At 70.1% G+C, this 23427-nt stretch carries 25 protein-coding genes; all 25 read right to left on the minus strand.

The window, feature by feature from the left end; genetic code table 11:
• Nucleotides 1-23: 23 nt before the first annotated feature.
• The 25 genes from lgt to pyrR all read right to left on the minus strand — a co-directional run bounded on the left by lgt (nucleotide 24) and on the right by pyrR (nucleotide 23410).
• On the minus strand, nucleotides 24-1031 hold the full coding sequence (gene lgt / locus KYX17_RS15565; protein WP_243227853.1) for a prolipoprotein diacylglyceryl transferase: 1008 nt from the start codon (nucleotides 1029-1031) through the stop codon (nucleotides 24-26).
• 41 nt (nucleotides 1032-1072) lie between these two features.
• The gene (locus tag KYX17_RS32065; RefSeq protein WP_283818168.1) at nucleotides 1073-1219 is read right to left on the minus strand and encodes a DUF805 domain-containing protein; all 147 of its coding nucleotides are present in this window, start codon (nucleotides 1217-1219) and stop codon (nucleotides 1073-1075) included.
• 89 nt (nucleotides 1220-1308) lie between these two features.
• On the minus strand, nucleotides 1309-2094 hold the full coding sequence (gene trpA / locus KYX17_RS15575) for a tryptophan synthase subunit alpha (protein WP_243227855.1): 786 nt from the start codon (nucleotides 2092-2094) through the stop codon (nucleotides 1309-1311).
• Nucleotides 2091-3359 carry a tryptophan synthase subunit beta gene (trpB, locus tag KYX17_RS15580; protein ID WP_243227856.1) on the minus strand — a complete coding sequence of 423 codons (1269 nt, stop codon included), beginning with the start codon at nucleotides 3357-3359 and terminating at the stop codon, nucleotides 2091-2093. Before trpB ends, trpA begins: the two co-directional genes overlap by 4 nt.
• A complete protein-coding gene (gene trpC, locus KYX17_RS15585) occupies nucleotides 3356-4132 on the minus strand; it encodes an indole-3-glycerol phosphate synthase TrpC (RefSeq protein WP_243228210.1) in 777 nt (258 codons plus the stop codon). Before trpC ends, trpB begins: the two co-directional genes overlap by 4 nt.
• Nucleotides 4133-4134: 2 nt before the next feature.
• Nucleotides 4135-4365, minus strand: a complete 231-nt coding sequence (locus KYX17_RS15590; RefSeq protein ID WP_137416990.1) for a DUF6704 family protein — start codon at nucleotides 4363-4365, stop codon at nucleotides 4135-4137.
• Nucleotides 4366-4406: 41 nt separating this feature from the next.
• Nucleotides 4407-5012 (minus strand): Trp biosynthesis-associated membrane protein, encoded by a 606-nt coding sequence (locus KYX17_RS15595; protein ID WP_243227857.1) that lies wholly within the window; start codon nucleotides 5010-5012, stop codon nucleotides 4407-4409.
• A complete protein-coding gene (gene hisI, locus KYX17_RS15600) occupies nucleotides 5009-5365 on the minus strand; it encodes a phosphoribosyl-AMP cyclohydrolase (protein ID WP_243227858.1) in 357 nt (118 codons plus the stop codon). Before hisI ends, KYX17_RS15595 begins: the two co-directional genes overlap by 4 nt.
• The gene (gene hisF, locus KYX17_RS15605) at nucleotides 5362-6126 is read right to left on the minus strand and encodes an imidazole glycerol phosphate synthase subunit HisF (RefSeq protein ID WP_243227859.1); all 765 of its coding nucleotides are present in this window, start codon (nucleotides 6124-6126) and stop codon (nucleotides 5362-5364) included. Before hisF ends, hisI begins: the two co-directional genes overlap by 4 nt.
• Nucleotides 6126-6968, minus strand: coding sequence for an ATP phosphoribosyltransferase (gene hisG / locus KYX17_RS15610; protein WP_243227860.1), 843 nt, complete (start codon nucleotides 6966-6968; stop codon nucleotides 6126-6128). The genes hisF and hisG overlap by 1 nt, the downstream gene beginning before the upstream one ends.
• Nucleotides 6969-7011: 43 nt before the next feature.
• The gene (locus KYX17_RS15615; protein WP_137416985.1) at nucleotides 7012-7275 is read right to left on the minus strand and encodes a phosphoribosyl-ATP diphosphatase; all 264 of its coding nucleotides are present in this window, start codon (nucleotides 7273-7275) and stop codon (nucleotides 7012-7014) included.
• Between the two features lie 41 nt (nucleotides 7276-7316).
• Nucleotides 7317-7991, minus strand: a complete 675-nt coding sequence (rpe, locus tag KYX17_RS15620; RefSeq protein ID WP_308220901.1) for a ribulose-phosphate 3-epimerase — start codon at nucleotides 7989-7991, stop codon at nucleotides 7317-7319.
• Between the two features lie 20 nt (nucleotides 7992-8011).
• Nucleotides 8012-9376 (minus strand): RsmB/NOP family class I SAM-dependent RNA methyltransferase, encoded by a 1365-nt coding sequence (locus KYX17_RS15625; protein WP_243227861.1) that lies wholly within the window; start codon nucleotides 9374-9376, stop codon nucleotides 8012-8014.
• The gene (gene fmt, locus KYX17_RS15630; RefSeq protein ID WP_243227862.1) at nucleotides 9373-10293 is read right to left on the minus strand and encodes a methionyl-tRNA formyltransferase; all 921 of its coding nucleotides are present in this window, start codon (nucleotides 10291-10293) and stop codon (nucleotides 9373-9375) included. Before fmt ends, KYX17_RS15625 begins: the two co-directional genes overlap by 4 nt.
• An 8-nt stretch (nucleotides 10294-10301) precedes the next feature.
• Complete coding sequence (locus tag KYX17_RS15635; RefSeq protein WP_243227863.1) at nucleotides 10302-12302, minus strand: primosomal protein N'; 2001 nt, start codon at nucleotides 12300-12302, stop codon at nucleotides 10302-10304.
• A 1-nt stretch (nucleotide 12303) separates the two neighbouring features.
• A complete protein-coding gene (gene metK / locus KYX17_RS15640) occupies nucleotides 12304-13497 on the minus strand; it encodes a methionine adenosyltransferase (protein ID WP_243227864.1) in 1194 nt (397 codons plus the stop codon).
• A gap of 90 nt (nucleotides 13498-13587) precedes the next feature.
• Nucleotides 13588-13842 (minus strand): DNA-directed RNA polymerase subunit omega, encoded by a 255-nt coding sequence (gene rpoZ / locus KYX17_RS15645; protein WP_137416980.1) that lies wholly within the window; start codon nucleotides 13840-13842, stop codon nucleotides 13588-13590.
• A 54-nt stretch (nucleotides 13843-13896) separates the two neighbouring features.
• A complete protein-coding gene (gene gmk, locus KYX17_RS15650; RefSeq protein ID WP_243227865.1) occupies nucleotides 13897-14811 on the minus strand; it encodes a guanylate kinase in 915 nt (304 codons plus the stop codon).
• The gene (gene pyrF / locus KYX17_RS15655; RefSeq protein WP_243227866.1) at nucleotides 14804-15664 is read right to left on the minus strand and encodes an orotidine-5'-phosphate decarboxylase; all 861 of its coding nucleotides are present in this window, start codon (nucleotides 15662-15664) and stop codon (nucleotides 14804-14806) included. Before pyrF ends, gmk begins: the two co-directional genes overlap by 8 nt.
• Nucleotides 15661-18948 (minus strand): carbamoyl-phosphate synthase large subunit, encoded by a 3288-nt coding sequence (gene carB, locus KYX17_RS15660; protein ID WP_243227867.1) that lies wholly within the window; start codon nucleotides 18946-18948, stop codon nucleotides 15661-15663. Before carB ends, pyrF begins: the two co-directional genes overlap by 4 nt.
• The gene (gene carA, locus KYX17_RS15665; protein WP_243227868.1) at nucleotides 18948-20102 is read right to left on the minus strand and encodes a glutamine-hydrolyzing carbamoyl-phosphate synthase small subunit; all 1155 of its coding nucleotides are present in this window, start codon (nucleotides 20100-20102) and stop codon (nucleotides 18948-18950) included. The genes carB and carA overlap by 1 nt, the downstream gene beginning before the upstream one ends.
• On the minus strand, nucleotides 20099-20611 hold the full coding sequence (locus KYX17_RS15670) for a hypothetical protein (RefSeq protein WP_243227869.1): 513 nt from the start codon (nucleotides 20609-20611) through the stop codon (nucleotides 20099-20101). The genes carA and KYX17_RS15670 overlap by 4 nt, the downstream gene beginning before the upstream one ends.
• Nucleotides 20608-21918, minus strand: a complete 1311-nt coding sequence (locus KYX17_RS15675) for a dihydroorotase (protein WP_243227870.1) — start codon at nucleotides 21916-21918, stop codon at nucleotides 20608-20610. The genes KYX17_RS15670 and KYX17_RS15675 overlap by 4 nt, the downstream gene beginning before the upstream one ends.
• The gene (locus KYX17_RS15680) at nucleotides 21915-22883 is read right to left on the minus strand and encodes an aspartate carbamoyltransferase catalytic subunit (protein WP_243227871.1); all 969 of its coding nucleotides are present in this window, start codon (nucleotides 22881-22883) and stop codon (nucleotides 21915-21917) included. The genes KYX17_RS15675 and KYX17_RS15680 overlap by 4 nt, the downstream gene beginning before the upstream one ends.
• Entirely contained in the window at nucleotides 22880-23410 is a 531-nt protein-coding gene (gene pyrR / locus KYX17_RS15685; protein ID WP_243227872.1) for a bifunctional pyr operon transcriptional regulator/uracil phosphoribosyltransferase PyrR, read from the minus strand. Before pyrR ends, KYX17_RS15680 begins: the two co-directional genes overlap by 4 nt.
• Between the last annotated feature and the right edge of the window lie 17 nt (nucleotides 23411-23427).

Consider the following 23427-nt stretch of genomic DNA (forward strand, 5'->3'; position numbering starts at 1 on the left):
TGGGACGACGTCGGCCCGGAGAGTTACTTGGCGGCGGTGCTTGTGGCGCTGCCAGTCGTGATGGTTTCGTCGGCGGGGGGTGCGCTCACATCGACGAAGTCCTCGGTGTTCTGCGATTGTACAGCCGTCTTGTCCACCCACTCGCGACCGGGCCGGTACGGCGAGGCCTCCAAGCCCGTGTGACGCACCTTCTGGACCACCAGGATGACGAGACCCAGGATCACGCCGAAGATCGCGGCCCAGACGTTCGAGCGGAGTCCGAGGAAGACCTCGCTGGGGTCGATACGGATGTTCTCCCAGACGATTCGGCCCGCGGAGTACCACACGAGGTACAGACCGAACTGGCGGCCCCACTGCATCGTGAAGCGCTTACCGGCCCACAGGATGACGGCAGCGCCCAACAGATTCCAGATCACCTCGTACAGGAAGGTCGGCTGGAAAAGCGTGCCCTCTGGCAGTCCGACGGGGATCGCGTCGTTGGGTCGGGCGATCTCCAGCCCCCACCAGGCGTCGGTCGGCTGACCGAACAGCTCCTGGTTGAAGTAGTTGCCGAAACGGCCCATCGCCTGGGCGATGATCAGGCCCGGAGCCAGGGCATCCGCGAAGCTCCAGAACCGGATGCCGGTCCAGCGGCAGCCGATGAGCGCGCCGATCGCGCCGCCGATCAGGGCGCCGTAGATGGCGATGCCGCCCTCCCAGATGGCCCACACCGACCCCGGCTCGAACGGGTTCCAGGTGTTCTTACCGTCGCCGAAGTAGAACCCGGGGTGCGTGAGCACGTGGAAGGCTCGAGCGCCGATGAGCGCGAGCGGAATCGCGAACAGCGCGATGTCCACCACGACCCAGGGCTCGCCCCCGCGCTTGGTGAGGCGCCTGTTCGTGAGGAGTGTGGCCACGACGATGCCGGCGATGATGCACAGCGCGTAGAACCGGATCTCCGGGCCGCCCGGCCACAGGTTGAATCCGTTGATCGGAGGGCTCGGGATGCTGGCGAGCACGCCTGCGGGCGCGCTCGTGAGGGCGAACGTCATGACGACGAGTCTAAAGGCGTCGATGGCGCCCTCGTGCGCGCTCAGGGATACCTGTCGAAGCGGGCGCCCGCGGGACGGGAACGCCCGGTCGTGAACACCAGCAGGACGATCACCCCGATGAGCGGGATCAGCACGAGGAAGAACCAGAGCCCGCTGCTATCCACGTCGTGCAGCCGGCGCCAGGCCAGGACGCCCCGTAGAGCGGGTGCGACAGCGGGATCGTGGAGGAAGTCACCTCGGCGACGCTACGCGAACCGCACGCAGCGCGCGAGCGGGCTCAGCGACGAGTGCCGTCGGCCAGAGCGCGGGCGGTGCGTGCCAGTTCCTCGAGCCCGCCGTCACGGAGCGCCCGCACCAGCGCGGTGCCCACGATCGCGCCGTCGGCGTACTCCAGGACGCCCGAGACCTGCTCCGCGTTCGAGATGCCGATGCCCACGGCCGCGTGCTCGACCCCCCGCTCGCGCAGCCGCGACACGAGCGTGCGTGCCGCCGCGTCCAACTCGGCGCGCTCCCCCGTGATGCCCATCGTCGAGACCGTGTAGACGAACCCCGTGGAGTTCTGCACGACCAGCTCGAGACGCTCGTCGCTCGAGGTGGGGGCCGCGAGGAAGATCCGGTCGAGCCCGGTGCGCTCGCTCGCGGCGATCCACTCGGCAGCGGCCTCGGGGGTGATGTCGGGGGTGATGAGTCCCGCTCCCCCGGCGGCGAGCAGGTCGTCGGCGTACCGGTCGACGCCGTACTGGAACACGGGGTTCCAATAGGTCATGACCACGACGGGCACGTCGACGCGGCTCGTGATCTCCTTGATCGCCGGGAACAGGTCGCGCAGGCGGAAGCCGGCGGCCAGGGCGGCCTGGGTCGCCTCCTGGATGACCAGGCCGTCCATCACCGGGTCGGAGTACGGCGGGCCGAGCTCGATGATGTCGGCACCGTTCTCGGCGAGCACGACGGCAGCCTCGATGCTCGTGGCGATGTCGGGGAAACCGAGCGGCAGATAGCCGACGAACGCCCCGCGTCCCTCGGCGTGGGCGGCCTCGATGGCCGCGGCGACGCGTGAACTCACAGCTCGGTCCCCTCTCCCCGCGCCTCGTCGGCCGGAGGCGCGACGTCGACCGGCGACCCCTCGTCGCCGGCCGCGTCGTACAGATCGAAGTAGCGGGCGGCCGTGTCCATGTCTTTGTCGCCGCGACCGGACAGGTTGATGGCGATGACCGCGTCGGGGCCGAGCTCCTTGCCGATGCGGAGCGCCCCGGCCAACGCGTGCGCCGATTCGATGGCAGGGATGATGCCCTCGGTGCGCGAGAGCAGACGCAACGCCTGCATGGCCTCGTCGTCGGTCGCCGGGATGTAGGACGCGCGGCCGATATCGGCCAGCCAGGCGTGCTCGGGACCGACGCCCGGGTAGTCCAGCCCCGCAGAGATCGAGTGTGACTCTACGGTCTGCCCGTCCTCGTCCTGGAGCACGTAGGTCTTGGCGCCGTGCAGGATGCCGGCGCGGCCGCGCTCGATGGAGGCCGCGTGTTTGGGCGTGTCGACTCCGTCGCCCGCCGCTTCGACGCCGTAGAGCGCCACGGACTCGTCGTCGAGGAACGCGTCGAACATGCCGATAGCGTTCGATCCGCCGCCGACGCAGGCGAACACGGCGTCGGGGAGCCGGCCTACCTGCTCCAGCAACTGGGCGCGCGCCTCCTCGCCGATGACCTTCTGGAAGTCACGCACGAGGGCGGGGAACGGATGCGGCCCTGCCGCGGTGCCGAAGATGTAGTTCGTCGTCTCGACGCTCGCCACCCAGTCCCGGTATGCCTCGTTGATCGCGTCCTTGAGGGTTCGGGAGCCCGTCGTGACCGGGATGACCTCGGCGCCCAGCAGCCGCATCCGCGCGACGTTCAGCGCCTGTCGCTCGGTGTCGACCTCGCCCATGTAGACCGTGCACTCGAAGCCGAACAGCGCCGCAGCCGTGGCGGTCGCGACGCCGTGCTGGCCCGCCCCCGTTTCTGCGATGACACGCGTCTTACCCAGGCGCTTGGTGAGCAGCGCCTGCCCGAGCACGTTGTTGATCTTGTGCGAGCCGGTGTGGTTGAGGTCCTCGCGCTTGAGGAACACGCGTCCTCCCCCCGCGTGGGCAGCGAATCGCGGCACTTCGGTCAGCACCGACGGACGCCCGGCATACGAGTGGAGCAACTCCGCGAACTCGGCCTGGAAGGCAGGATCGACGATGGCGGACTCGTAGACGGCGGTCAGTTCGTCGATCGCCGCGATGAGCGACTCGGGCATGTACCGCCCGCCGTACTGACCGAAGAAGGGTCCTTTGACATCGCGCAGACTCATGATCCAGCCTCCAGGAAAGCGTGCAGGGTCGCCACCGGTTCCGAGGTCACGAGTGCTTCGCCGATGAGGACGACGTCCGCGCCGCCGGAGCGGTAGTGGCGGACATCGTCGGGTGTGAGCACCGCCGACTCGGCGATCTTGATGGCATCGCTCGGGAACGAATCGGCGAGACGGCCGAACAGGTCGCGATCGAGTTCGAAGGTGCTGAGGTTGCGCGCATTGACGCCGATGAGGCGTGCTCCCAGATCGGATGCGCGGGACAGTTCCTCGACGGAATGTGTCTCCACGAGCGGCGTCATCCCGAGCTGGAGGACAAGATCGTGCAGCTGCGCCAGGAGCGGCTGCTCGAGGGCCGCGACGATCAGCAGCACCAGATCGGCACCGGCCGCGCGGGCTTCGAGCACCTGATACGGGGTGGCGATGAAGTCCTTGCGCAGCACCGGCACGGAGACGCGTTCGCGGACCGCTTCGAGGTCCGCGAGGCTGCCCTTGAACTTGCGACCCTCCGTCAGCACGGAGATCGCGCTCGCCCCGCCCTCTTCGTAGCGCGAGGCTTGGAAGGCGGGATCCGGGATCGCCGCCAGATCGCCGCGCGACGGGCTCGCGCGCTTCACCTCGGCGATGATCTTCACACGGTCCGCCGGGGCGAGGGCCGCGAGGGCGTCGAGCGCAGCGGGACGGTCCAGGGCAGCGCGCTCCACGATCGCGAGAGGCGTGCGCGCCTCACGCTCGCGGGCATCCTCGACTGCGCCGGCCGTGAGGTCGGCGAGCACCATCAGTGCTCTTTCGCGACGTACTTCGGGCCGTTGACGCCCCAGCCGGCGCGGGCCAACGCCCACCCGGTGATCAGACCCACCACGAGCAGACCGACCGACGCCCAGACGAGCACGGGCATGTCGAGCACGAAGAACACCGTGCCCAGCGCGACGGCGACGAGCATGATCACCACGGCCGTCCAGGCTGCCGGGGAGTGTCCGTGGCCGGGGTCGTCGATGGAATTGCTCATGTCTCTCCTTCGGGTGCGGCCACGTGACGGCCGGATCCAGTCTAGCGGGGCGGGTCGGGGAAGGTCGGATCATCGCCGCGTGAGAGGTCGTCCCACGAGTCGATCGCATCCAGAGGTACGTCGTCGGCGACGACGGTCCGCCGTCGTGCAGCGTCGTACTTGCGTCCTCCGCCCGCCCAGCGCCAGCCGGTCACGAGGACGAAGGAGCCCGCCACCAGCAGCAGGAAGGCAGCGAGGAGGGCGACGACCGGCCACCCGGTGACGCTGGCGCTCGCGACGAGTGCGGCCACCGAGGAGTCGCCGGTGATCCCCGTGGTCTCCGTCACGCTCGGCGCATACGCGTCGATGGGCACGTCGAAGACGACGGGCGCCGTGACCGATGCGATACCGATCGCCGCGGCCACCGTCAGCGCGCCGAACACGATACGGAGCACTCGGCCGACGATCGACAGCGCGGCGCCCAGCGCGAGCACCGCCAGACTCAGCGGCGTCAGCACGGGGATGGCGGCGGTTCCCGCGACCGCCACATCGGCGGCAGCACCGTCTGTCAGCGAGACGTGGATCCAGGTCTGCGTGGCTGCCAGGGTGCTCGCAGCGCCCGCCGCGAGGATCGCGATAACCGAGGTCGAGCGTGCGCGACGGATCACTCGCCGCCTCGCACGGGCTCCAGATCGTCGGAGTCGAAACAGGTGCGGGTGCCGGTGTGGCAGGCGGGGCCGGTCTGCTCGACCGAGAGGAGCACAGCGTCGCCGTCGCAGTCGAGACGGGCACCGCGCACGACCTGGATGTGGCCGGACGTGTCGCCCTTGCGCCAGTACTCCTGCCGCGACCGCGACCAGTAGGTGGCACGGCCGGAGGTCAGCGTGCGCCGGAGCGCCTCCGCATCCATCCAGCCCATCATGAGCACCTCACGGGTGTCCCACTGCTGCACGATCGCTGCGACCAGACCCTGGTCGTTGAAACGGACCCGGGAGATGCGCTCGTCGACGCTCTCGCTCATCGCCGCACCTCGATCCCCTCGTCGACCAGCGCGTCCTTCACGTCGCCGACCGTGAGCTGGCCGGAGTGGAAGACGGATGCGGCCAGCACCGCGTCCGCACCGGCACGGATCGCAGGTGCGAAGTCACCGACCTGGCCGGCACCGCCCGAGGCGATGACCGGTACGCGGGAGATCTCCCGCATGAGAGCCACGAGCTCGAGGTCGAAACCGTTCTTCGTGCCATCGGCGTCGATCGAGTTGACCAGCAGCTCGCCGGCGCCGCGTTCGATGGCCTCGCGGGCCCAGGCGAGCGCGTCGAGGCGGGTGAGCGTTCGGCCGCCATGGGTCGTGACGGCGAAGCCGGACGGCATCCCTGCGGCGCGCTTGACATCCAACGACAGGACCAGCACCTGGGCGCCGAAGCGGTCCGCGATCTCGTCGATGAGGGCCGGGCGGGCGATCGCCGCGGAGTTGACGCCGATCTTGTCCGCGCCCACCCCGAGCAGCCGTGCGACGTCCTCATCAGAGCGCACGCCGCCGCCGACGGTCAGCGGGATGAAGACCTCTTCCGCGGTGCGACGCACGACGTCGTAGGTCGTCGCCCGTTCGTCGACGGTCGCGGTGACGTCCAGGAAGGTGAGCTCGTCCGCACCCTGTTCGAAGTAGAGCCTCGCGAGCTCGACGGGATCCCCCATGTCGCGGAGGTTCTCGAACTTCACGCCTTTGACCACGCGTCCCGCCGCCACATCCAGGCACGGGATGACCCGGCAGACCACGCTCATCAGAGCCTCGCCGCGTGGATCTCGGTCACGAGGATCGCCCGCGCGCCGATCGCATAGAGCGCGTCCATGACCTGGTTCACGCCCTTGCGCGGGCTCATGACGCGCACCGCCACCCACGACGGATCCCGCAGGGGCGAGATCGTGGGCGATTCGATACCCGGCGCGACCGCGATCGCCTCGTCGACGAGGTCGGCGGGCAGGTCGTAGTCGATGAGCACGTACTCTCGCGCGACCATGACGCCGCGCAGGCGCCGCAGCAGGGTCTCGAGCCCTGCGGGTTCCTGGGCGCCGGTGATCAGCACGGCATCCGACTCCAGGAGCACCGGTCCGAAGATCTCGAGCCCAGCCTGGCGGAGCGTGGTGCCGGTGGAGACGACGTCTGCCACCGCGTCGGCGACGCCGAGCTCTACGGCCGACTCCACGGCGCCGTCGAGCGGCACGAGATCGACCGCGACGCCGTGCTCGTCGAGGTACGCGTCGACGAGACCGGGATACGCGGTGGCGACCCGCATCCCCTCGAGGTCTGCGAGCTCGGTGAATCGACCGGGGGGGCCGGCGAAGCGGAAGGTGGAGCCGCCGAAGCCGAGCGCTTCGATCTCGCGCGCGCCGGGCATGCGCGCATCCAGCAGCAGGTCGCGCCCGGTGATGCCGACATCGAGGGCGCCCGAGCCGACGTAGGTCGCGATGTCCTTGGGACGCAGGTAGAAGAACTCGACGTCGTTGAGCGGGTCGATGGCGTGCAGATCCTTCGGATCGCGGCGGCCCTTGTACCCCGCTTCGGCGAGCATGGCCGCCGCGGTCTCGGAAAGGGAGCCCTTGTTGGGCACGGCGATTCTCAGCATGGGGAAACTCTCTGGAAGGTGACGGATGCGGCGGGTGCGGGCATCAGAGATGTCGGTACACGTCCGCCGGCGTCAGGCCCTTGGCCAACATGAGCACCTGGAGGTGGTAGAGCAGCTGGGAGATCTCCTCCGCCGCTTCGGTGTCGCTCTGGTACTCGGCGGCCATCCAGACCTCTGCCGCCTCTTCGACGATCTTCTTGCCGATCGCGTGCACACCGGCATCCAGCTCCGCGACGGTGCCGGATCCGGCGGGGCGCGTCCGGGCCTTGAGCTCGAGCTCCGCGAACAGGTCGTCGAACGTCTTCACCGTCCTAGGGTACCGTCCGCCGACCGGCGCGGATGCCGCCCTCAGTGCCGGTGCGCCATCGCACCGGCGGCCTGCGCCCGGAGCCCCGCGATCGCCGCATCCGGATCCTCCGCGCCGAACACGGCGGATCCGGCGACGAACGTGTCGGCGCCCGCGGACGCCGCCTGTTCGATGGTGCCCCGAGCGATGCCGCCGTCGACCTGGAGCCAGACCGCCGAATCGACACGCCGCGCGGCGTCGGCGAGGCGCGCGAGCTTCGGCATCGTCTCGGGCATGAACGACTGTCCGCCGAAGCCCGGCTCCACGGTCATCACCAGGATCTGGTCGAACTCGTGCAGCAACTCCAGCAACGGTTCCTCTGAGGTCCCGGGCTTGATCGCGACCCCGGCGCGTGCACCGATCTGACGCAGCCGTCGTGCGAGCGCAACCGGCTCCGCGGCGGCTTCGAGATGGAAGGTCACCGAGGCCGCGCCCAGCTCTGCGTATCCCGGCGCCCATCGGTCGGGGTCGTCGATCATCAGGTGCACGTCCAGAGGGACGGGACTCGTCGCCTGCACCCGTTCGACCATCTGCGGACCGAACGTCAGGTTCGGCACGAAGTGGTTGTCCATCACGTCGACGTGCACGAAATCGGCGCCGGAGATGCGGCCGAGCTCGGCCTGCATGTTGACGAAGTCGGCGGCGAGGATCGAGGGGTTGATGCGGGGAGCGCTCACCCTGCCATTATCGGCGAGCGTCACGCACGCCGCCGCAGCAGCGAGATCGACATAGCGTCCGTGCCGTGGCGGTGGGGCCACAGCTGGGCTCGTCCGCTGCCGTCGGCGGGCGTTGGGAGATCCATCGGCTGATTCGCGACATCCTGCAGCACGGCGCGGGCGTCGATCTCCTCGATGTCGTCGCCTCGGCGCTCTCGTACCTCCGTCACGACGGCACTCGTCTCGGCCAGATGGGGCGAGCACGTGACGTAGGCGACGATGCCGCCCGGCGTCAGCGCGTCGAGTGCGCTCTCCAACAGCTCCCGCTGCAGGCTCGCGAGCGCCGCCACGTCTTGCGGCGACTTCCGCCAGCGCGCCTCGGGCCGGCGACGGAGGGCGCCCAGGCCCGTGCACGGCGCGTCGACCAGGATGCGGTCGTAACGCCCGCGCCCCGCGCGCGAACGCCCGTCCTCCTCGCTGACCGCCACCTCTGCGGGAACACCCGCGAGCGCCTGACGCACGAGTCCTGCACGGGCCGGCGCGATCTCGTTGGCCTCCAGCAGGGCACCGCCGGCGACGGCCTCGGCGGCCAGCAGGGCGGTCTTGCCGCCGGGCCCCGCACACAGATCGAGCCATCGCTCGCCGGCGCGCACCGGCTCGGCGCGACTGAGCGCGAGCGCCGCCAGCTGCGAGCCCTCGTCCTGCACGCGGATGCGGCCGCCGGACGCGCGGATGAGCGGCTCGGGGTCGCCGCCCGCCGAGAGCGCACCCACCGGCGAGTACCGGGTCGGTGCGAGTTCGGACGGCCGTTCGGCGAGCCCGGGGAGCACGGCGAGCGACACCCGCGGTGAGGCGTTGTCGGCACGCAGGAGGTCGTCGAGTTCGTCTGCGCGACCTTCGGCGGCCAGCGCCCGTCGGAAGGCGCGGATCACCCAGACCGGGTGCGCGTATGCGAGCCCCCGTCGTTCGTCGTCGGAGCGGGCCGCCGCCTCGATGCGGGCGAGCCACTCCCCAGGCGTATCGCGCGAGATCCGCCGCAGCACCGCGTTGACGAATCCGGTCGGTGCTGCGCCGATCGTCTCGCGCACGAGCGCCACCGTCTCGTGCACGGCCGCGTGGGAGGCGATCCGGGTCGAGAGCAACTGGTGCGCACCCAGCCGCAGGGCGTCGAGCACGTCCTCGTCGATCGCGTCGGTGGATCGGCCCGCCGCAGACGCGATGATCGCGTCGTAGGTGCCGAGGCGCCGAAGGGTGCCGTACGTCAGCTCGGTGGCGAGGGCCGCATCCTTCGCGTCGAGCCCGGCGCGCGCGATCTCCACCGGCAGAAGGAGGTTCGCGTACGCATCGGATGCCGCGACGGCGCGCAGCGTGTCGAAGGCCACCCGTCGCGGATCGAAGCGGCTCACGACGCCACCAGCCCGTCCGCCGCGCGGAGCCCTCGCAGCCAGTCGCCGGCCGCCATCGCCGCCTTGCCCGCCGGCTGCACCCGCACGAGCGCCACCGGCTCGGTCGCGGTGCCGATGAGCACCTCGGAGCGCACTGCGCGGATGGCGCCGGGGGCCAAGGTCGCGGCACCATCCGCGCGATGCATGTCGTGGATCTTGACGCGTACGCCGTCGACCGTCGTGAAGGCGCCCGGTTCGGGCGTCGTGCCGCGGAAGCGCGACAGCACCGCATCCGCCGGCTGCGTCCAGTCGAGACGGCCGTCCTCGGCTGTCAGCTTGCCCGCGTACGTGCTCTCGCCCGCCTGCGGGAGGGCACGAGCCGTCCCCGCCGCCAACTGATCGACGACCTCGACCAGCGCCGTCGCGCCGTCGCGCGCGAGATCCTCCAGGACCCGGCCGGCCGTGGCCGTCGCGGGGATGCGGTACCTCGTGCCGCCGTACACGTCGCCCTCGTCGAGGCCCGCGGTGAGCTGGAACACGTTCGTTCCGGTCTCGCTGTCTCCGGCGATGAGCGCCCGCTGCACGGGGGCCGCTCCCCGCCAGCGCGGCAGCAACGAGAAGTGCAGATTGATCCATCCGAGACGGGGTGTGCTCAGCAGGGGTTCGCGAACGAGGCCACCGTACGCCACGATGACGCCCAGATCCGGAGCGAGGGCAGAGATGTGCTCGGTCGCCTCCGCGTCCAGACGATCGGTCTTGAGCACGTCGATGCCGAGCTCGGCGGCCGCTGCGGCGACAGGCGACGCTGTGAGGACGCGTTTGCGTCCGACGGGAGCGTCACGGCGGGTGACGACGCAGGCGATCTCGTGATCGGTGCCGGCCAACGCGCGCAGCGAGGCGACGGCAGGATCGGGCGTTCCTGCGAAGACAAGACGCATCGGGTTCCTCACAGCTCGGGATCGGGCACGTCCACCCGAACTCTGAGTGTATTCCGGCTCCGTGCGGGACCGCGGCCGCGTGCGCGGCGTGCACGGACGGCGTCGGCGATCACCGCGGCCCGCAGCGAGCCCGTCACCGCCTTCCCGTGGCCGTAGTCGAAACGCACGAGGGCTCGCGAGCGCGGCGGGTCCTCCCCGAGGATCTCGGATGGCCCGAGGACCGCCTCCGGATCCAGCGAGGGCACCTCGGCGCGCAACTGCGCGAGGGCGTCGTGGAGGGTTCGGGGCTCCCCCTCCACCACGGCCACCCGCACCGCCGGCGGCAGATGCAGCACCGCACGGTCGGCGAGCTCCGCGCGGGCATGGGCGGGCTGCGTCCATGTCGCCAGCGCACGGGCGAGGGGCCCTGCGACCCCGGTGAGCAAGACGGGTGCGCCGGGCGCGGCCAACGCTGCGGCGTTGGACCACCACCGCAGACACGCCTCGCCGATGCGCAGATCCTCGGCGAGCAGCATCCGGTCGCCGTCCAGCAGCAGCACGGCACGGTACCCGCCGTCCGCGATCGGTTCGGCCCCACGGGTGGCGATGACCAGAGCGGGCCGATGCTCGACGCGCGCGACGGGGTGGTCGCCGTCGGCCACGATCACTCGGGTTCCCGGGAACGCCCGACCGAGCTCGTCCGCGGTGCGTTCGCTTCCCGACGATGCGAGCCGGAGGTGCTGGCCCTCGCACACGGCGCACTGCCAGCCGGCGATCCCCCGCCCGCACCAGGCGCATTCGGGCGGCCGACCCTGCCTGCGCACGCGGAGGGGACCGGAGCAGTGCAGGCAGCGCGCCGGCGCGCGACACGAGGAGCAGACCACCACGGGTGCGTATCCGGGGCGCGCGACCTGGACCAGCACCGGACCCTCCGTCAGCGCGTCGCGCACGGCCTGGAACGCCGAGGAGGGGATGCGGGCCTGCGCGACCGCATCCGATGTCGCGGTCAGGATCACGCGCGGTGTGACACGACGCGCCGCCGGGAGGTGGCGGAACCAGCCGATCTGAACGAGCCGCTCGACATCCGTGGTGCGCGTGTGACCGAGCACGAGCAAGGCGCTCTGCTCGCTCTCCTGCCGCAGCAGCGCCACGTCCCGGGCGTGCACACCCGGGCTGAGCGGCTCCGCGAGCAACGGATCGCCGTCGTCCCAGATCACGACCAGCCCCGTGTTTGCCGTGGGTGCGTAGACGGCGGATCGATTGCCGACGACGATGCAGGGGGCTGCAGCGAGGGTGCGCAGATAGGCGCCGTAACGCGACGGCCCGCTCTGCCGCGCGTCCGACTGCACGAGTGCGTTCGGCGGCACGCGCCCCGCGAGCGCGGTCATCACCTGGTCCTGATCGCGGTGGTCGGGAACCACGATGACGACGCTGCGTCCCGCGGCGAGGGTGATGGTGGCCGCGGCGGCGATGAGCACCGCCCAGGATCCCACCGTGGTGCCCTCCGCGAGTTCTGCGACGCGCGGCGTCGCGTCCACGGCGAGGCGTTCACCGGCTCGGATGCCCTCCGCCAGGTGCGGGAACGCTGCGAGCACTTCTTCGGCGGTCCGCACGGCGTCGGCGTGCGGCGCCTCGACGACCGGTTCCGGCGAGTGGAGCCACGCCTTCTCGGCGCGCACCATCCGTTTCGGCACGGCGAGGCGGAGGACATCGGAAGCGGACCCGGCCGCACGGTCTGCGACGCGACGCGCCAGGTTGTAGAGGGTGGGCGGCAGCACGGGCATGGGCGAGACGACGCTGTCGAGCTCCGAGAGCGGACGCTCGTGGTCCGTCTCCTCGCCGCGTTCGACCAGGAACCCGTCCACGACGCGTCCCGCGGTGCGCAGCGGTACGCGTACGCGCACGCCGGGCATGGCGGACTCGTCGAACTCCGGCGGGATCGCGTAGTCGAACAGGCGGTCGAGCTGCGGCAGCGGCGAGTCCAGCAGTACGCGCGCGACGGGCCGAGCGGGGCCGGATGCCCCGGTCATCTCAGAGCCCGGCTGCGGCACGCAACTCGTCGACGCGGTCCAGCCGCTCCCAGGTGAAGGTGGGCAGCTCGCGACCGAAGTGACCGTACGCGGCCGTCGCCGAATAGATGGGACGCAGCAGATCCAGCTGGTCGATGATGGCCTTGGGACGCAGATCGAAGACGTCGAGGATGGCCGCCGTGATCGTCTCGTCGCTCACATGTCCCGTGCCGAAGCTCTCGACGTAGAGGCCGACCGGGCTCGCCTTGCCGATCGCGTACGCGACCTGTACTTCGAGGCGCTCCGCGAGACCCGCCGCGACCGCGTTCTTCGCGACCCATCTCATGGCGTACGCGGCGGAGCGGTCGACCTTGGACGGATCCTTGCCGCTGAAGGCGCCGCCACCGTGGCGTGCCGCGCCCCCGTAGGTGTCGATGATGATCTTGCGCCCGGTCAGGCCGGCATCGCCCTTGGGGCCACCGGTCACGAAGGGGCCCGCGGGGTTGATGTAGTACTGCACGTCGGGCGTGTCGAGTCCGGTGTCCGCGAGGACGGGGTCGATCACCTCTCGGCGCACCAGCTCGCGTAGCTCGTCCTGGCTGATGTCGGGATGATGCTGCGTGGAGAGCACGACCGACTCCACGGTCTTCGGGGTGTGGCCGTCGTAGCCGAGGGTGACCTGTGTCTTGCCGTCGGGACGCAGGAAATCCAGGGTGCCGGACCTGCGGACGGCGGCCAGGCGCTCGGCCATGCGGTGCGCGGTCCACGCCGCCATGGGCATGAGCTGCTCGGTCTCGGTCGTGGCGAAGCCGAACATGATGCCCTGGTCGCCGGCGCCCTGTTCGTCTCGGGGATCGACCGATCGACCCTCGCGCTGCTCGAACGCCTGGTTGACGCCTGCCGCGATGTCCGAGGACTGCGCGCCGATCGAGACCGAGACGCCGCACGAGTCGCCGTCGAACCCGGTGTCGCTGGAGGTGTATCCGATGCGGTTCACGACGTCGCGGACGATCGCGGGGATCTCGACGTAGGCGCGCGTCGAGACTTCGCCGGCGACGTGCACGAGCCCGGTCGTCACGAGGGTTTCGACGGCGACGCGTCCCGTCGGATCCTCCGCGATGATCGCGTCGAGGATGCTGTCGGAGATCTGGTCGCAGATCTTGTCCGGATGCCCTTCGGTGACGGACTCGGACGTGAACAGACGCAGCTCGGTCATCGCAACTCCCACTCGAGACGTGAGGAACTCCCCCACTGTGACGCTCCCCCCGGACACCGAAGTGCCGGGGGGAGCGTCGACGTGATCAGATCACTCGGCGTGACGCAGCCGCAGCTTGTCCTCGTTGATCTCGTGCAGCGCGATCGTCAGCGGCTTGTCCTCGATCGTGGAATCCACGAGCGGGCCCACGTTGTCGAAGAGGTTGCCCTCGTGCAGGTCCGAGTAGTAGTCGTTGATCTGACGCGCCCGCTTGGATGCGTAGATCACGAGCTGGTACTTCGAGTCGACCTTGTCGAGAAGGCTGTCGATGGGGGGCTCGATGATGCCCTGGTTGGTCCCAGCCATGGCGGTACCTCCTGGTTCGGGGATGTCGGCGGAGAGTCGTTCGACGACGACGCATCACGACGGACGCGCGGAAGCCTTCGTCAATTCTACGACCTCGCGTGCCGCCTCGGCGACTTCTGCGTTCACGACCCGGTAGTCGAACTCGCCCTGGGCCGCCAATTCCACCCGCGCGGTGCGTAGGCGTCGTGCGCGCTCCTCGGCGTCCTCCGTGCCGCGTCCGACCAGACGTTGCACGAGCTCGTCCCAGCTGGGCGGGAGCAGGAACACGAGTGCCGCATCGGGGGCCGCCGCGCGCACCTGCCTCGCGCCTTGCAGATCGATCTCCAGCAGAACCGTGCGACCGTCTGCCAGCGCTCGCTCGATCGGGCCGCGCGGCGTGCCGTAACGGTACTTGTTGTGCACGGTCGCCCACTCCAGCAGTTCGCCGCGCGCGACGAGCTCATCGAAGGCGGCGTCGTCCACGAAGAAGTAGTGCGTGCCGTCGACCTCACCGGGACGCGGCGGACGCGTCGTCGCAGAGACCGAGAGAAGGATCTCCGGATAGTGCTCCTGGATGTGGGCGGCGACGGTGCCCTTGCCGACGGCGGTGGGCCCGGCGAGGACCAGCAGACGGCTGCGGGCGGCTCGGGGCTGCGGCTCCGGGAGCCGCCCGTCGAGCCACTCCTGCAGCGCGGCGCGCTGGCGCACCCCGAGTCCGCCGAGGCGCTTGACGGGCGAAATGCCGAGCTCGGCGAGGATGCGGTCGCGCTTTCCCTCTCCGATGGCGGGGAGCGAGGTGAGGAACTCCGGAACGCGCAGGGTCCCGGCGGCGGATGCGGGATCGGCCAAGGCCCGTCGCAGCACCTCCTGACCGCTGATCACGCGCGTGGAGAGGTCGCGCTTGAGCGACGCACGGGCGCGGCGGGCTTCGACGGCCCGGCGTGACGCGGCGGCGCGGTCCACCTCGGGGGGTGTTCGGCTGTCAACCATGGCGAACCTCCGAGTAGAGCGCGCGTCTGGCGTCGATGCGGGCGGCGAGACCGGCGGGGCCTGCCGAGAGGATGCTTCTGCTCTCGCTCGCGACCACCTGCGACGCCACGTAGCCGAAGAGCGCGCCCAGGTCGGACGGCTCGGCGCCCTGCGCGCCGAAACCCGGTGCCAGGATCGGTGTTCCGGCCAGCACCGTGTCGGTGAGTCCGAACGATGCACGTTGCAGCGTCGCCCCGACGACGACGCCCGCGGGGCCGAGGGCCCCCGCGCTTCCCACGTTGTAGGAGCCCACCTCGCGTGCGACGCGGGCAGCGAGCGGCTCGTCGTCACCGGCGGACGCATCCACCGTGATGGCGGTCTGCACCGCGGCGGCCTCGCGGTTGCTCGTGGCAGCGAGGACGAACACGCCCTTGTCCGCCCGGATCGCGCGCGTGATCGTCTCGTGCAGGGACTCAGGTCCGAGATACGGGCTCAGGGTGAGGGCGTCGGCTTCCAAGGGCGCACCCGGCTCGAGCCATGCCGCCGCGTAGCCGTCCATCGTGGTGCCGATGTCGCCGCGCTTCGCGTCGGCGATCACCAGCAGACCCGCATCCCGCGCCGCCGCGAGAACGTCCTCGAGAGCGGCGTAGCCCGCCGATCCGAAACGCTCGTAGAAGGCGACCTGCGGCTTCACGACTCCGACCCGCCCGGCGGCCGCATCCACGACGCGCAGCCCGAACTCGCGCACGCCTGCGGCATCGTCGCCGAGACCCCAGGCACGCAGCAGCTGTGCGTGGGGGTCGATCCCCACGCACAGCTGCCCGTACTCGTCGAGCGCGGCCTGCAGCCGCGTTCCGAAGCCAGATGCGCTCACGCGCGCGCCGCCCGCTCCACCGCGTACTCCTGCAGGCTCTTCACGTCGAAGCCTTCTCGCAGCACCGGAAGCGCGCTCACGGCAGCGCCGAGGACGGCCATCGTCGTGAACAACGCCTTGTCCGCGGCCACCGCGGCCGCGCGGATCTCATAGCCGTCCGCCCGGGCCAGGCCACCGCTGGGCGTGTTGACGATCATGTCGATCTCACCCGCGTTGATGAGGTCGACGATGTTCGTCTCCCCCGTCTCCTGCGTGGCCGAGTACTTGTTGACCGTGCGCACGGCGATGCCGTTACGCGCGAGGATCTCCGCCGTGCCCTCCGTCGCCACAAGCTCGTAGCCGAGCTCCTGGAGGCGGTGCGCAGGAAGGATGACCGCGCGCTTGTCCGCGTCGGCGACAGAGATGAATACCGTGCCCGACAGGGGCATCCCGCCGTAGGCGGCCTGCTGACTCTTCGCGAAGGCCGTCGGGAAGTCGCGGTCGAAGCCCATGACCTCACCGGTCGAGCGCATCTCCGGGCCGAGCACGGAGTCGACGGTCTGACCGTCCTTCGTCCGGAACCGCTTGAAGGGCAGTACCGCCTCCTTGACCGCGACCGGCGCGTCGAGCGGGACACGGGAACCGTCCTGTTCGGGCAGCATGCCTTCGGCCTTCAGCTCGGCGATCGAGCTGCCGGCCATGATGCGGCTCGCGGCCTTCGCCAGAGGGATGCCGAGCGCCTTCGACACGAAGGGAACCGTGCGGCTTGCACGCGGGTTCGCCTCGATCACGTAGAGCACGCCCGCACTGATGGCGAACTGCACATTGAGCAGTCCCCGCACACCCACGCCCTGCGCGATGGCGAGCGTCGCCTCGCGGACGCGATCCACGTCGGTGCGGCCCAACGACACCGGCGGGAGGGTGCAGGACGAGTCGCCGGAGTGGATGCCGGCCTCCTCGAGGTGCTCCATCACACCGCCGATGTAGAGCTCGTCACCGTCGAACAGGGCGTCGACGTCGAGCTCGATCGCGTCGTCGAGGAACCGGTCGACGAGAAGCGGGAGCCCTGGACCGATGATGGCCGCGTCGGCGATGCGGACGAAGTAGTCGCGCAGCGCCTCCGTCGAGTAGACGATCTCCATGCCGCGGCCGCCGAGCACGAAGCTCGGACGCACGAGCACCGGGTATCCGATCTCCTCGGCCACGCTCACCGCGCCGTCGACGTCGATCGCCGTGCCGCTCCGGGGAGCGACCAGGCCCGCGTCGTCCAGCAGGCGCGAGAACAGTTCGCGCTCTTCGGCCAGATCGATCGCGGCGGGGCTCGTGCCCAGGATGCGGTAGCCCGCCGCCTCGATGCCCTTCGCGAGGCCCAGGGGCGTCTGTCCACCGAGCTGGCAGATGACGCCGAGGATCTCGCCCGAGGCGCTCTCGGCGTGCAGCACCTCGAGCACGTCTTCGAGCGTGAGAGGTTCGAAGTACAGGCGGTCGCTCGTGTCGTAGTCGGTCGAGACCGTCTCGGGGTTGCAGTTGATCATGACCGTCTCGTAGCCCGCGTCCGAGAGTGCGAAGCTCGCGTGCACGCACGAGTAGTCGAACTCGACGCCCTGACCGATGCGGTTGGGGCCGGAGCCGATGATGACGACCTTGGTGCGCTCCGAGGGCGACGCCTCCGTCTCGGCGTCGTAGCTCGAGTAGTGGTACGGCGTGAGCGCGGGGAACTCCCCCGCGCACGTGTCGACAGTCTTGTAGACGGGCCGGAGGCCCAATGCGTGGCGGATGCCGCGCACCTCGGCTTCGCCGATCCCGCGGAGCTCGGCGATCTGAACGTCGCTGAAGCCGTGCTCCTTCGCGACCCGCAGGACCTCGGCGTCGAGCTCGCCGGCTGCGTGCACGAACTCGGCCACCTCGTTGATGAGGGCGATCTGGTCGAGGAACCAGGGGTCGATCGCCGTCGCCTCGAAGGCCTGCTCGATCGTGGCGCCCTTGCGCATGGCCTGCTGCAGGACGACGATGCGGCCGTCGGTCGGGGTCTTGGCGATCTCCAGCAGCTCCTCGACAGAGCGCTGCTCCTCGCCCCAGTGGAAGCTGGAGCCGCGCTTCTCGAGCGAGCGCAGCGCTTTCTGGAGAGCCGTCGCGTAGTTGCGGCCGATCGCCATCGCCTCGCCGACCGACTTCATGGTGGTCGTGAGGGTCGTGTCCGCGGCGGGGAACTTCTCGAAGTTGAAGCGGGGCACCTTGACGACGACGTAGTCCAGCGTCGGCTCGAAGCTCGCCGGGGTCACCTTTGTGATGTCGTTCGGGATCTCGTCGAGGCGGTAGCCGATGGCGAGCTTGGCCGCGATCTTGGCGATCGGGAAGCCCGTGGCCTTGGAAGCCAGCGCCGACGAGCGCGACACGCGCGGGTTCATCTCGATCACGATGATGCGCCCGGTCACGGGGTCGACGGCGAACTGGATGTTGCAGCCGCCGGTGTCGACGCCCACGCGACGGATGATCTCGATGCCGATGTCGCGCAGCTTCTGATACTCGCGGTCGGTGAGCGTGAGAGCCGGGGCGACCGTGATCGAGTCTCCCGTGTGCACGCCGACGGGGTCGACGTTCTCGATCGAGCAGACGACCACCGTGTTGTCGGCGGTGTCGCGCATGAGCTCGAGCTCGTACTCCTTCCACCCGAGGATGGACTCCTCCAGGAGCACCTCGTTCGTGGGCGAGTCATGCAGCCCCGCGCCGCCGATGCGGCGGAGGTCGGCCTCGTCGTACGCGAAGCCGGAGCCGAGTCCGCCCATCGTGAACGAGGGACGCACCACGAGCGGGTATCCCAGCTTCTCGGCCCCGGCGAGCAGTTCGTCCATGGAGTGACAGATGACGGAGCCGGCCACATCCGCACCGGCCTCGATCACCAGCTCCTTGAAGATCTGGCGGTCCTCGCCCTTGTTGATGGCCTCGAAGTTGGCGCCGATGAGCTCGATGCCGTACTTCTCCAGCACACCGTTCTTGTGCAGGTCGATCGCCGCGTTGAGCGCGGTCTGGCCACCGAGCGTCGGCAGGATCGCGTCGGGGCGCTCCTTGGCGATGATGGTCTCGATGACTCGCCAGTTGATGGGCTCGATGTAGGTCGCATCGGCGAAGTCGGGGTCAGTCATGATCGTGGCCGGGTTGGAGTTGACCAGGATCACCCGAACGCCCTCGGCGCGCAGCACGCGGCACGCCTGGGTGCCCGAGTAGTCGAACTCGCACGCCTGACCGATGACGATCGGGCCGGAGCCGATGACGAGGACGGAGCGGATGTCGTCGCGCTTGGGCATTACTTGGTGTCCTTCTTGCTCTGCTCGGCGATGACCATGTCCCGGAACCGGTCGAAGAGGTAGTTCGCATCGTGCGGGCCCGCAGCGGCCTCCGGGTGGTACTGCACGCTGAACGCGGGGATGTCGAGGGCGCGCAGGCCCTCCACGACCTGATCGTTCAGACCGACGTGGCTGACCTCGACGCGACCGTAGCCGTTGGGGCTGTCGCTCACGCCGTCCAGGGGCGCGTCGACCGCGAACCCGTGGTTGTGAGCGGTGATCTCCACGCGGCCTGTCGTGCGGTCCATGACGGGCTGGTTGATGCCGCGGTGGCCGAACGGCAGCTTGTAGGTGCCGTAGCCCAGCGCTCGTCCCAGCAGCTGATTGCCGAAGCAGATGCCGAAGAACGGCAGGCGGTCATCGAGCACCGCGCGCAGCAGCTCCACGTGATCGGCGGATGCGGCCGGGTCGCCCGGGCCGTTGGAGTAGAACACCGCGACGGGCTCGATCGCGCGGATCTCATCGATCGTGGCGGTCTGCGGCAGCACGTGCACGTCGAATCCGCGGGCGGCGAGGTTGTCGATCGTCGCCTGCTTCACACCGAGGTCGAGCACGGCGAGGTTGCCGATCCGTTCCGCGGTCGCAGGCGTGACCTCGGTCTCGGAGACGGACACCGAGGCGGAGAGGTTCTGCCCAGCCATCGCCGGCGCCTCGCGCACGATGCGCAGCTGCTCCTCGGGGTCCATGGATGCGGCGTCACCCGAGAAGATCCCGCCGCGCATGCTGCCGGCGGAGCGGATGTGGCGCGTGACGGCCCGGGTGTCGATCCCGCTGATGCCGACGATCCCGTCGTTCGTGAGCGCGTCGTCGAGCGACTCCTCGGCACGCCAGTTGGACACGACGCGCGAGGGGTCGCGCACGATGTAGCCGGCGACCCAGATGCGCCGCGACTCGGTGTCCTCGTCGTTGACACCGGTGTTGCCGATGTGGGGCGCGGTCTGCAGGACGATCTGTCCCGCGTAGGAGGGGTCGGTGAGGGTCTCCTGGTAGCCGGTCATCCCGGTGGCGAAGACGACCTCGCCGAGGGTGGTGCCGGTGGCGCCGTAGGCGCGGCCGGAGTGGCGGGTGCCGTCTTCGAGGACGAGGACGGCCGGTCCGGTGCGGAAGAGAGTCATACGTCGGTTCCCGTCGAGGTGGGGTGGGGCAGGATCGCGTCGAGGGCGGCGGCGACCGCGCGAGCCGAGGCGTCCTGCGGGCGGAAGTAGGAGTCGACGAGCGTGTCGTCGTCGATGCGCCAGCTGAGACGGGCGAGCCCGTCCCGCTCGACCACGCGGTCGATCGTGACCGTGGCCTGTTGAGCGGACACGAGGCGCATTCTGTCGATGAACACCGGCTCGCCGCCGTGGGCCAGAAGCGCCACACCGGCGTCGGTGACGAGAAGGTCGGCCTTGGCGCGGAATCCGAGTCCCCGAACGGCGAGGCGTTCCAGGGCGGTCTCGTGCGCGGTCGTCGCGACATACAGGCCGGCGAAGCGTGCACGCACCTCTGCGTCGGCGGGCGGCGAACCGAGCGGCGCGGCAAGGCCGCTGTCTCGTCGCACTCGTCGCAGCCAGCCCCAGAGCATGAGCCCGATCAACAGCAGGGCGACGGCGAGCATCACCAGCAGCGCGCCCTCCCTGCTCATGCGTGCACCTCCGCCGCATCCACAACGACACCCTCCCGTACGGTCGCGGTGCCGGCGCGGAACGTCCACCGGGTCGACCCCGGCAGCTCGCGCCCGAGATAGGGGGAGTTGGTGCTGCGTCCACGCAGATCGTCGATCGCGAACGTCCCGCGAACGCTGTCGTCGTACAGCGCCAGGTGGGCGGGCTCGCCGACGGCGAGGGGGCGACCGTGACCCGCCAGACGGCCGATGGCCGCGGGGGTGCTGCTCATGACCCGTGCGACATCCGTCCAGTCGAGCAGTCCGGTCTCGACCATCGCGTGGTGCACGACGCGCAGGGCGCTTTCGAGTCCGACCATGCCGTTGGCTGCTGCCTGCCACTCGCAGGCTTTCGCCTCGGCGGGATGCGGCGCGTGATCCGTCGCGACGATGTCGATCGTGCCGTCGGCGAGGCCCTCCCGGACCGCCTCAACGTCTTCGTCCCGCCGCAACGGCGGGTTCACCTTGAACCGCGCGTCGTAGCCGCGCACGAGCTCCTCCGTCAGCAGGAGATGGTGCGGGGTGACCTCGGCGGTGACCGCGATCCCCCGCTTCTTCGCCCAGCGGATGATGTCGACGCTGCCGGCCGTGGAGAGGTGGCACACGTGCAGGCGGGAACCGACGTGCTCGGCGAGCAGGACGTCGCGCGCGATGATCGACTCCTCCGCCACCGCGGGCCACCCGGTGAGGCCCAGCTCAGCGGAGACGGCGCCCTCGTTCATCTGGGCGCCCTCGGTCAGCCGCGGATCCTGCGCGTGCTGCGCGATCACCCCGTCGAAAGCCTTCACGTACTCGAGGGCTCGACGCATGATGAGCGGATCGAAGACGCAGAAGCCGTCGTCGCTGAACACGCGAACCCGCGCACGGGAGTGCGCCATCGCGCCCAGCTCCGCCAGGCGTTCGCCCTTCTGCCCGACCGTGACCGCGCCGATGGGCTGCACGTCGACGAAGCCCGCGGCCTCGCCGAGCGCGAGCTCTTGTTCGACGACTCCGGCGGTGTCGGCGACGGGCGATGTGTTCGGCATGGCGAACAGCGCGGTGTACCCGCCCGCGGCGCCGGCCCGGGAGCCGGTGAGGATGGTCTCCGACGCCTCGTAGCCGGGCTCGCGCAGGTGCGTGTGCAGATCGACCAGACCGGGGAGGGCGATGAGGCCGTCGGCGTCGATGACCTGGGCCCCGGCGCGGCTGAGGCCGCTGCCCATCTCCTGGATGAGGCCGTCCGCGACGACGAGGTCGAGCGCAGCGGCACCGACCGGTCGCACACCGCGGATCACATACGTTCCGCTCATGACGCACCTTCTTTCTCGGAGGCGGGACGTTCGCCCGCAAGCAGCAGGTACAGCACGGCCATCCGCACGGATACGCCGTTGGTGACCTGCTCGAGCACCGTGGAGCGCGGCGAGTCCGCCGCCGCAGCGGAGATCTCCAGACCGCGGTTCATCGGCCCCGGGTGCATCACAATGCTATCGGCCGGCAGGGCGTCGAGACGCTCGCCATCGAGGCCCCACGCTCGCGCGTACTCGCGCTCCGTCGGGAAGTACGCCGCGTTCATCCGCTCGAGCTGGATGCGCAGCATCATGAGCGCATCCGGACCTCCGGCGATCGCACGGTCGAGGTCGTACTCGACCGTGGCGGGCCACGCCGACACATCCTGCGGGATGAGGGTCGGCGGCCCGACGAGCGTGATCCGTGCGCCCAATGTGTGCAGCAGCCACACGTTGGAGCGCGCGACGCGCGAGTGCAGGATGTCGCCGACGATCGTGACCGACACACCGGAGAGGTCGCGCCCCCGGCTGTCCGGGCCGAACAGACGCTTACGCAGCGTAAACGCATCCAGCAGCGCCTGCGTCGGATGCTCGTGCGTGCCGTCGCCGGCGTTGACCACGCCCGCGGTGATCCAGCCGCTGGTGGCGAGCGTGCGCGGCGCGCCGGAGGCGCCGTGCCGGATGACGACCGCGTCCGCTCCCATGGCCTGCAACGTCTGGGCGGTGTCCTGGAGAGACTCCCCCTTCGACACGCTCGAGCCCTTGGCGGAGAAGTTGATGACATCGGCGGACAGGCGCTTCGCCGCCGCCTCGAACGAGATCCGCGTGCGGGTGGAGTCCTCGAAGAAGAGGTTCACGACCGTCTTTCCCCGCAGCGTCGGCAGCTTCTTGATCTCGCGCTGCTGCGTGTCGGCCATGTCTTCAGCGACGTCGAGGATGCGCAGTGCCTGCTCGCGGCCGAGCGTGCGGGTGTCCAGGAGGTTCCTCATGACTCGATCGTCACCTCCTCGACGCCGTCGGTCTCGGCCAGACGGACGTTGACGCGCTCGTCGCGCGCGCTCGGGAGGTTCTTGCCGACGAAGTCGGGGCGGATCGGAAGTTCGCGATGCCCCCGATCGATCAGGGCCGCCAACCGCACGGCGGCGGGGCGTCCGATGTCCTGGAGCGCGTCGAGGGCGGCGCGGATGCTCCGCCCCGAGAAGAGCACGTCGTCGACGAGGACCACGGTGCGTGCGTCGATGCCTTCCGCGGGGATGTCGGTGCGATGCGGGGCCCGGGTGGGGTTGCTCGCGAGATCGTCGCGGTACATCGTGACGTCGAGAGCCCCCACGGGTACCGGTGCGCCGCCGAAGTCGGAGACCAGGGCGCCGATGCGGCGTGCCAGCGGCACTCCTCGGGTGGGGATGCCGAGGATCACCAATCCCTCCGGACCGCGGTTGGACTCCAGGATCTCGTGGGAGATCCGAGTCAGGGCTCTGGCGATGTCGGCCTCATGCAGCACGGTGCGCGTGCTCATCCGCCGCTCCCTTCTCC

This window comes from Microbacterium sp. CIAB417 (genome assembly GCF_022788845.1).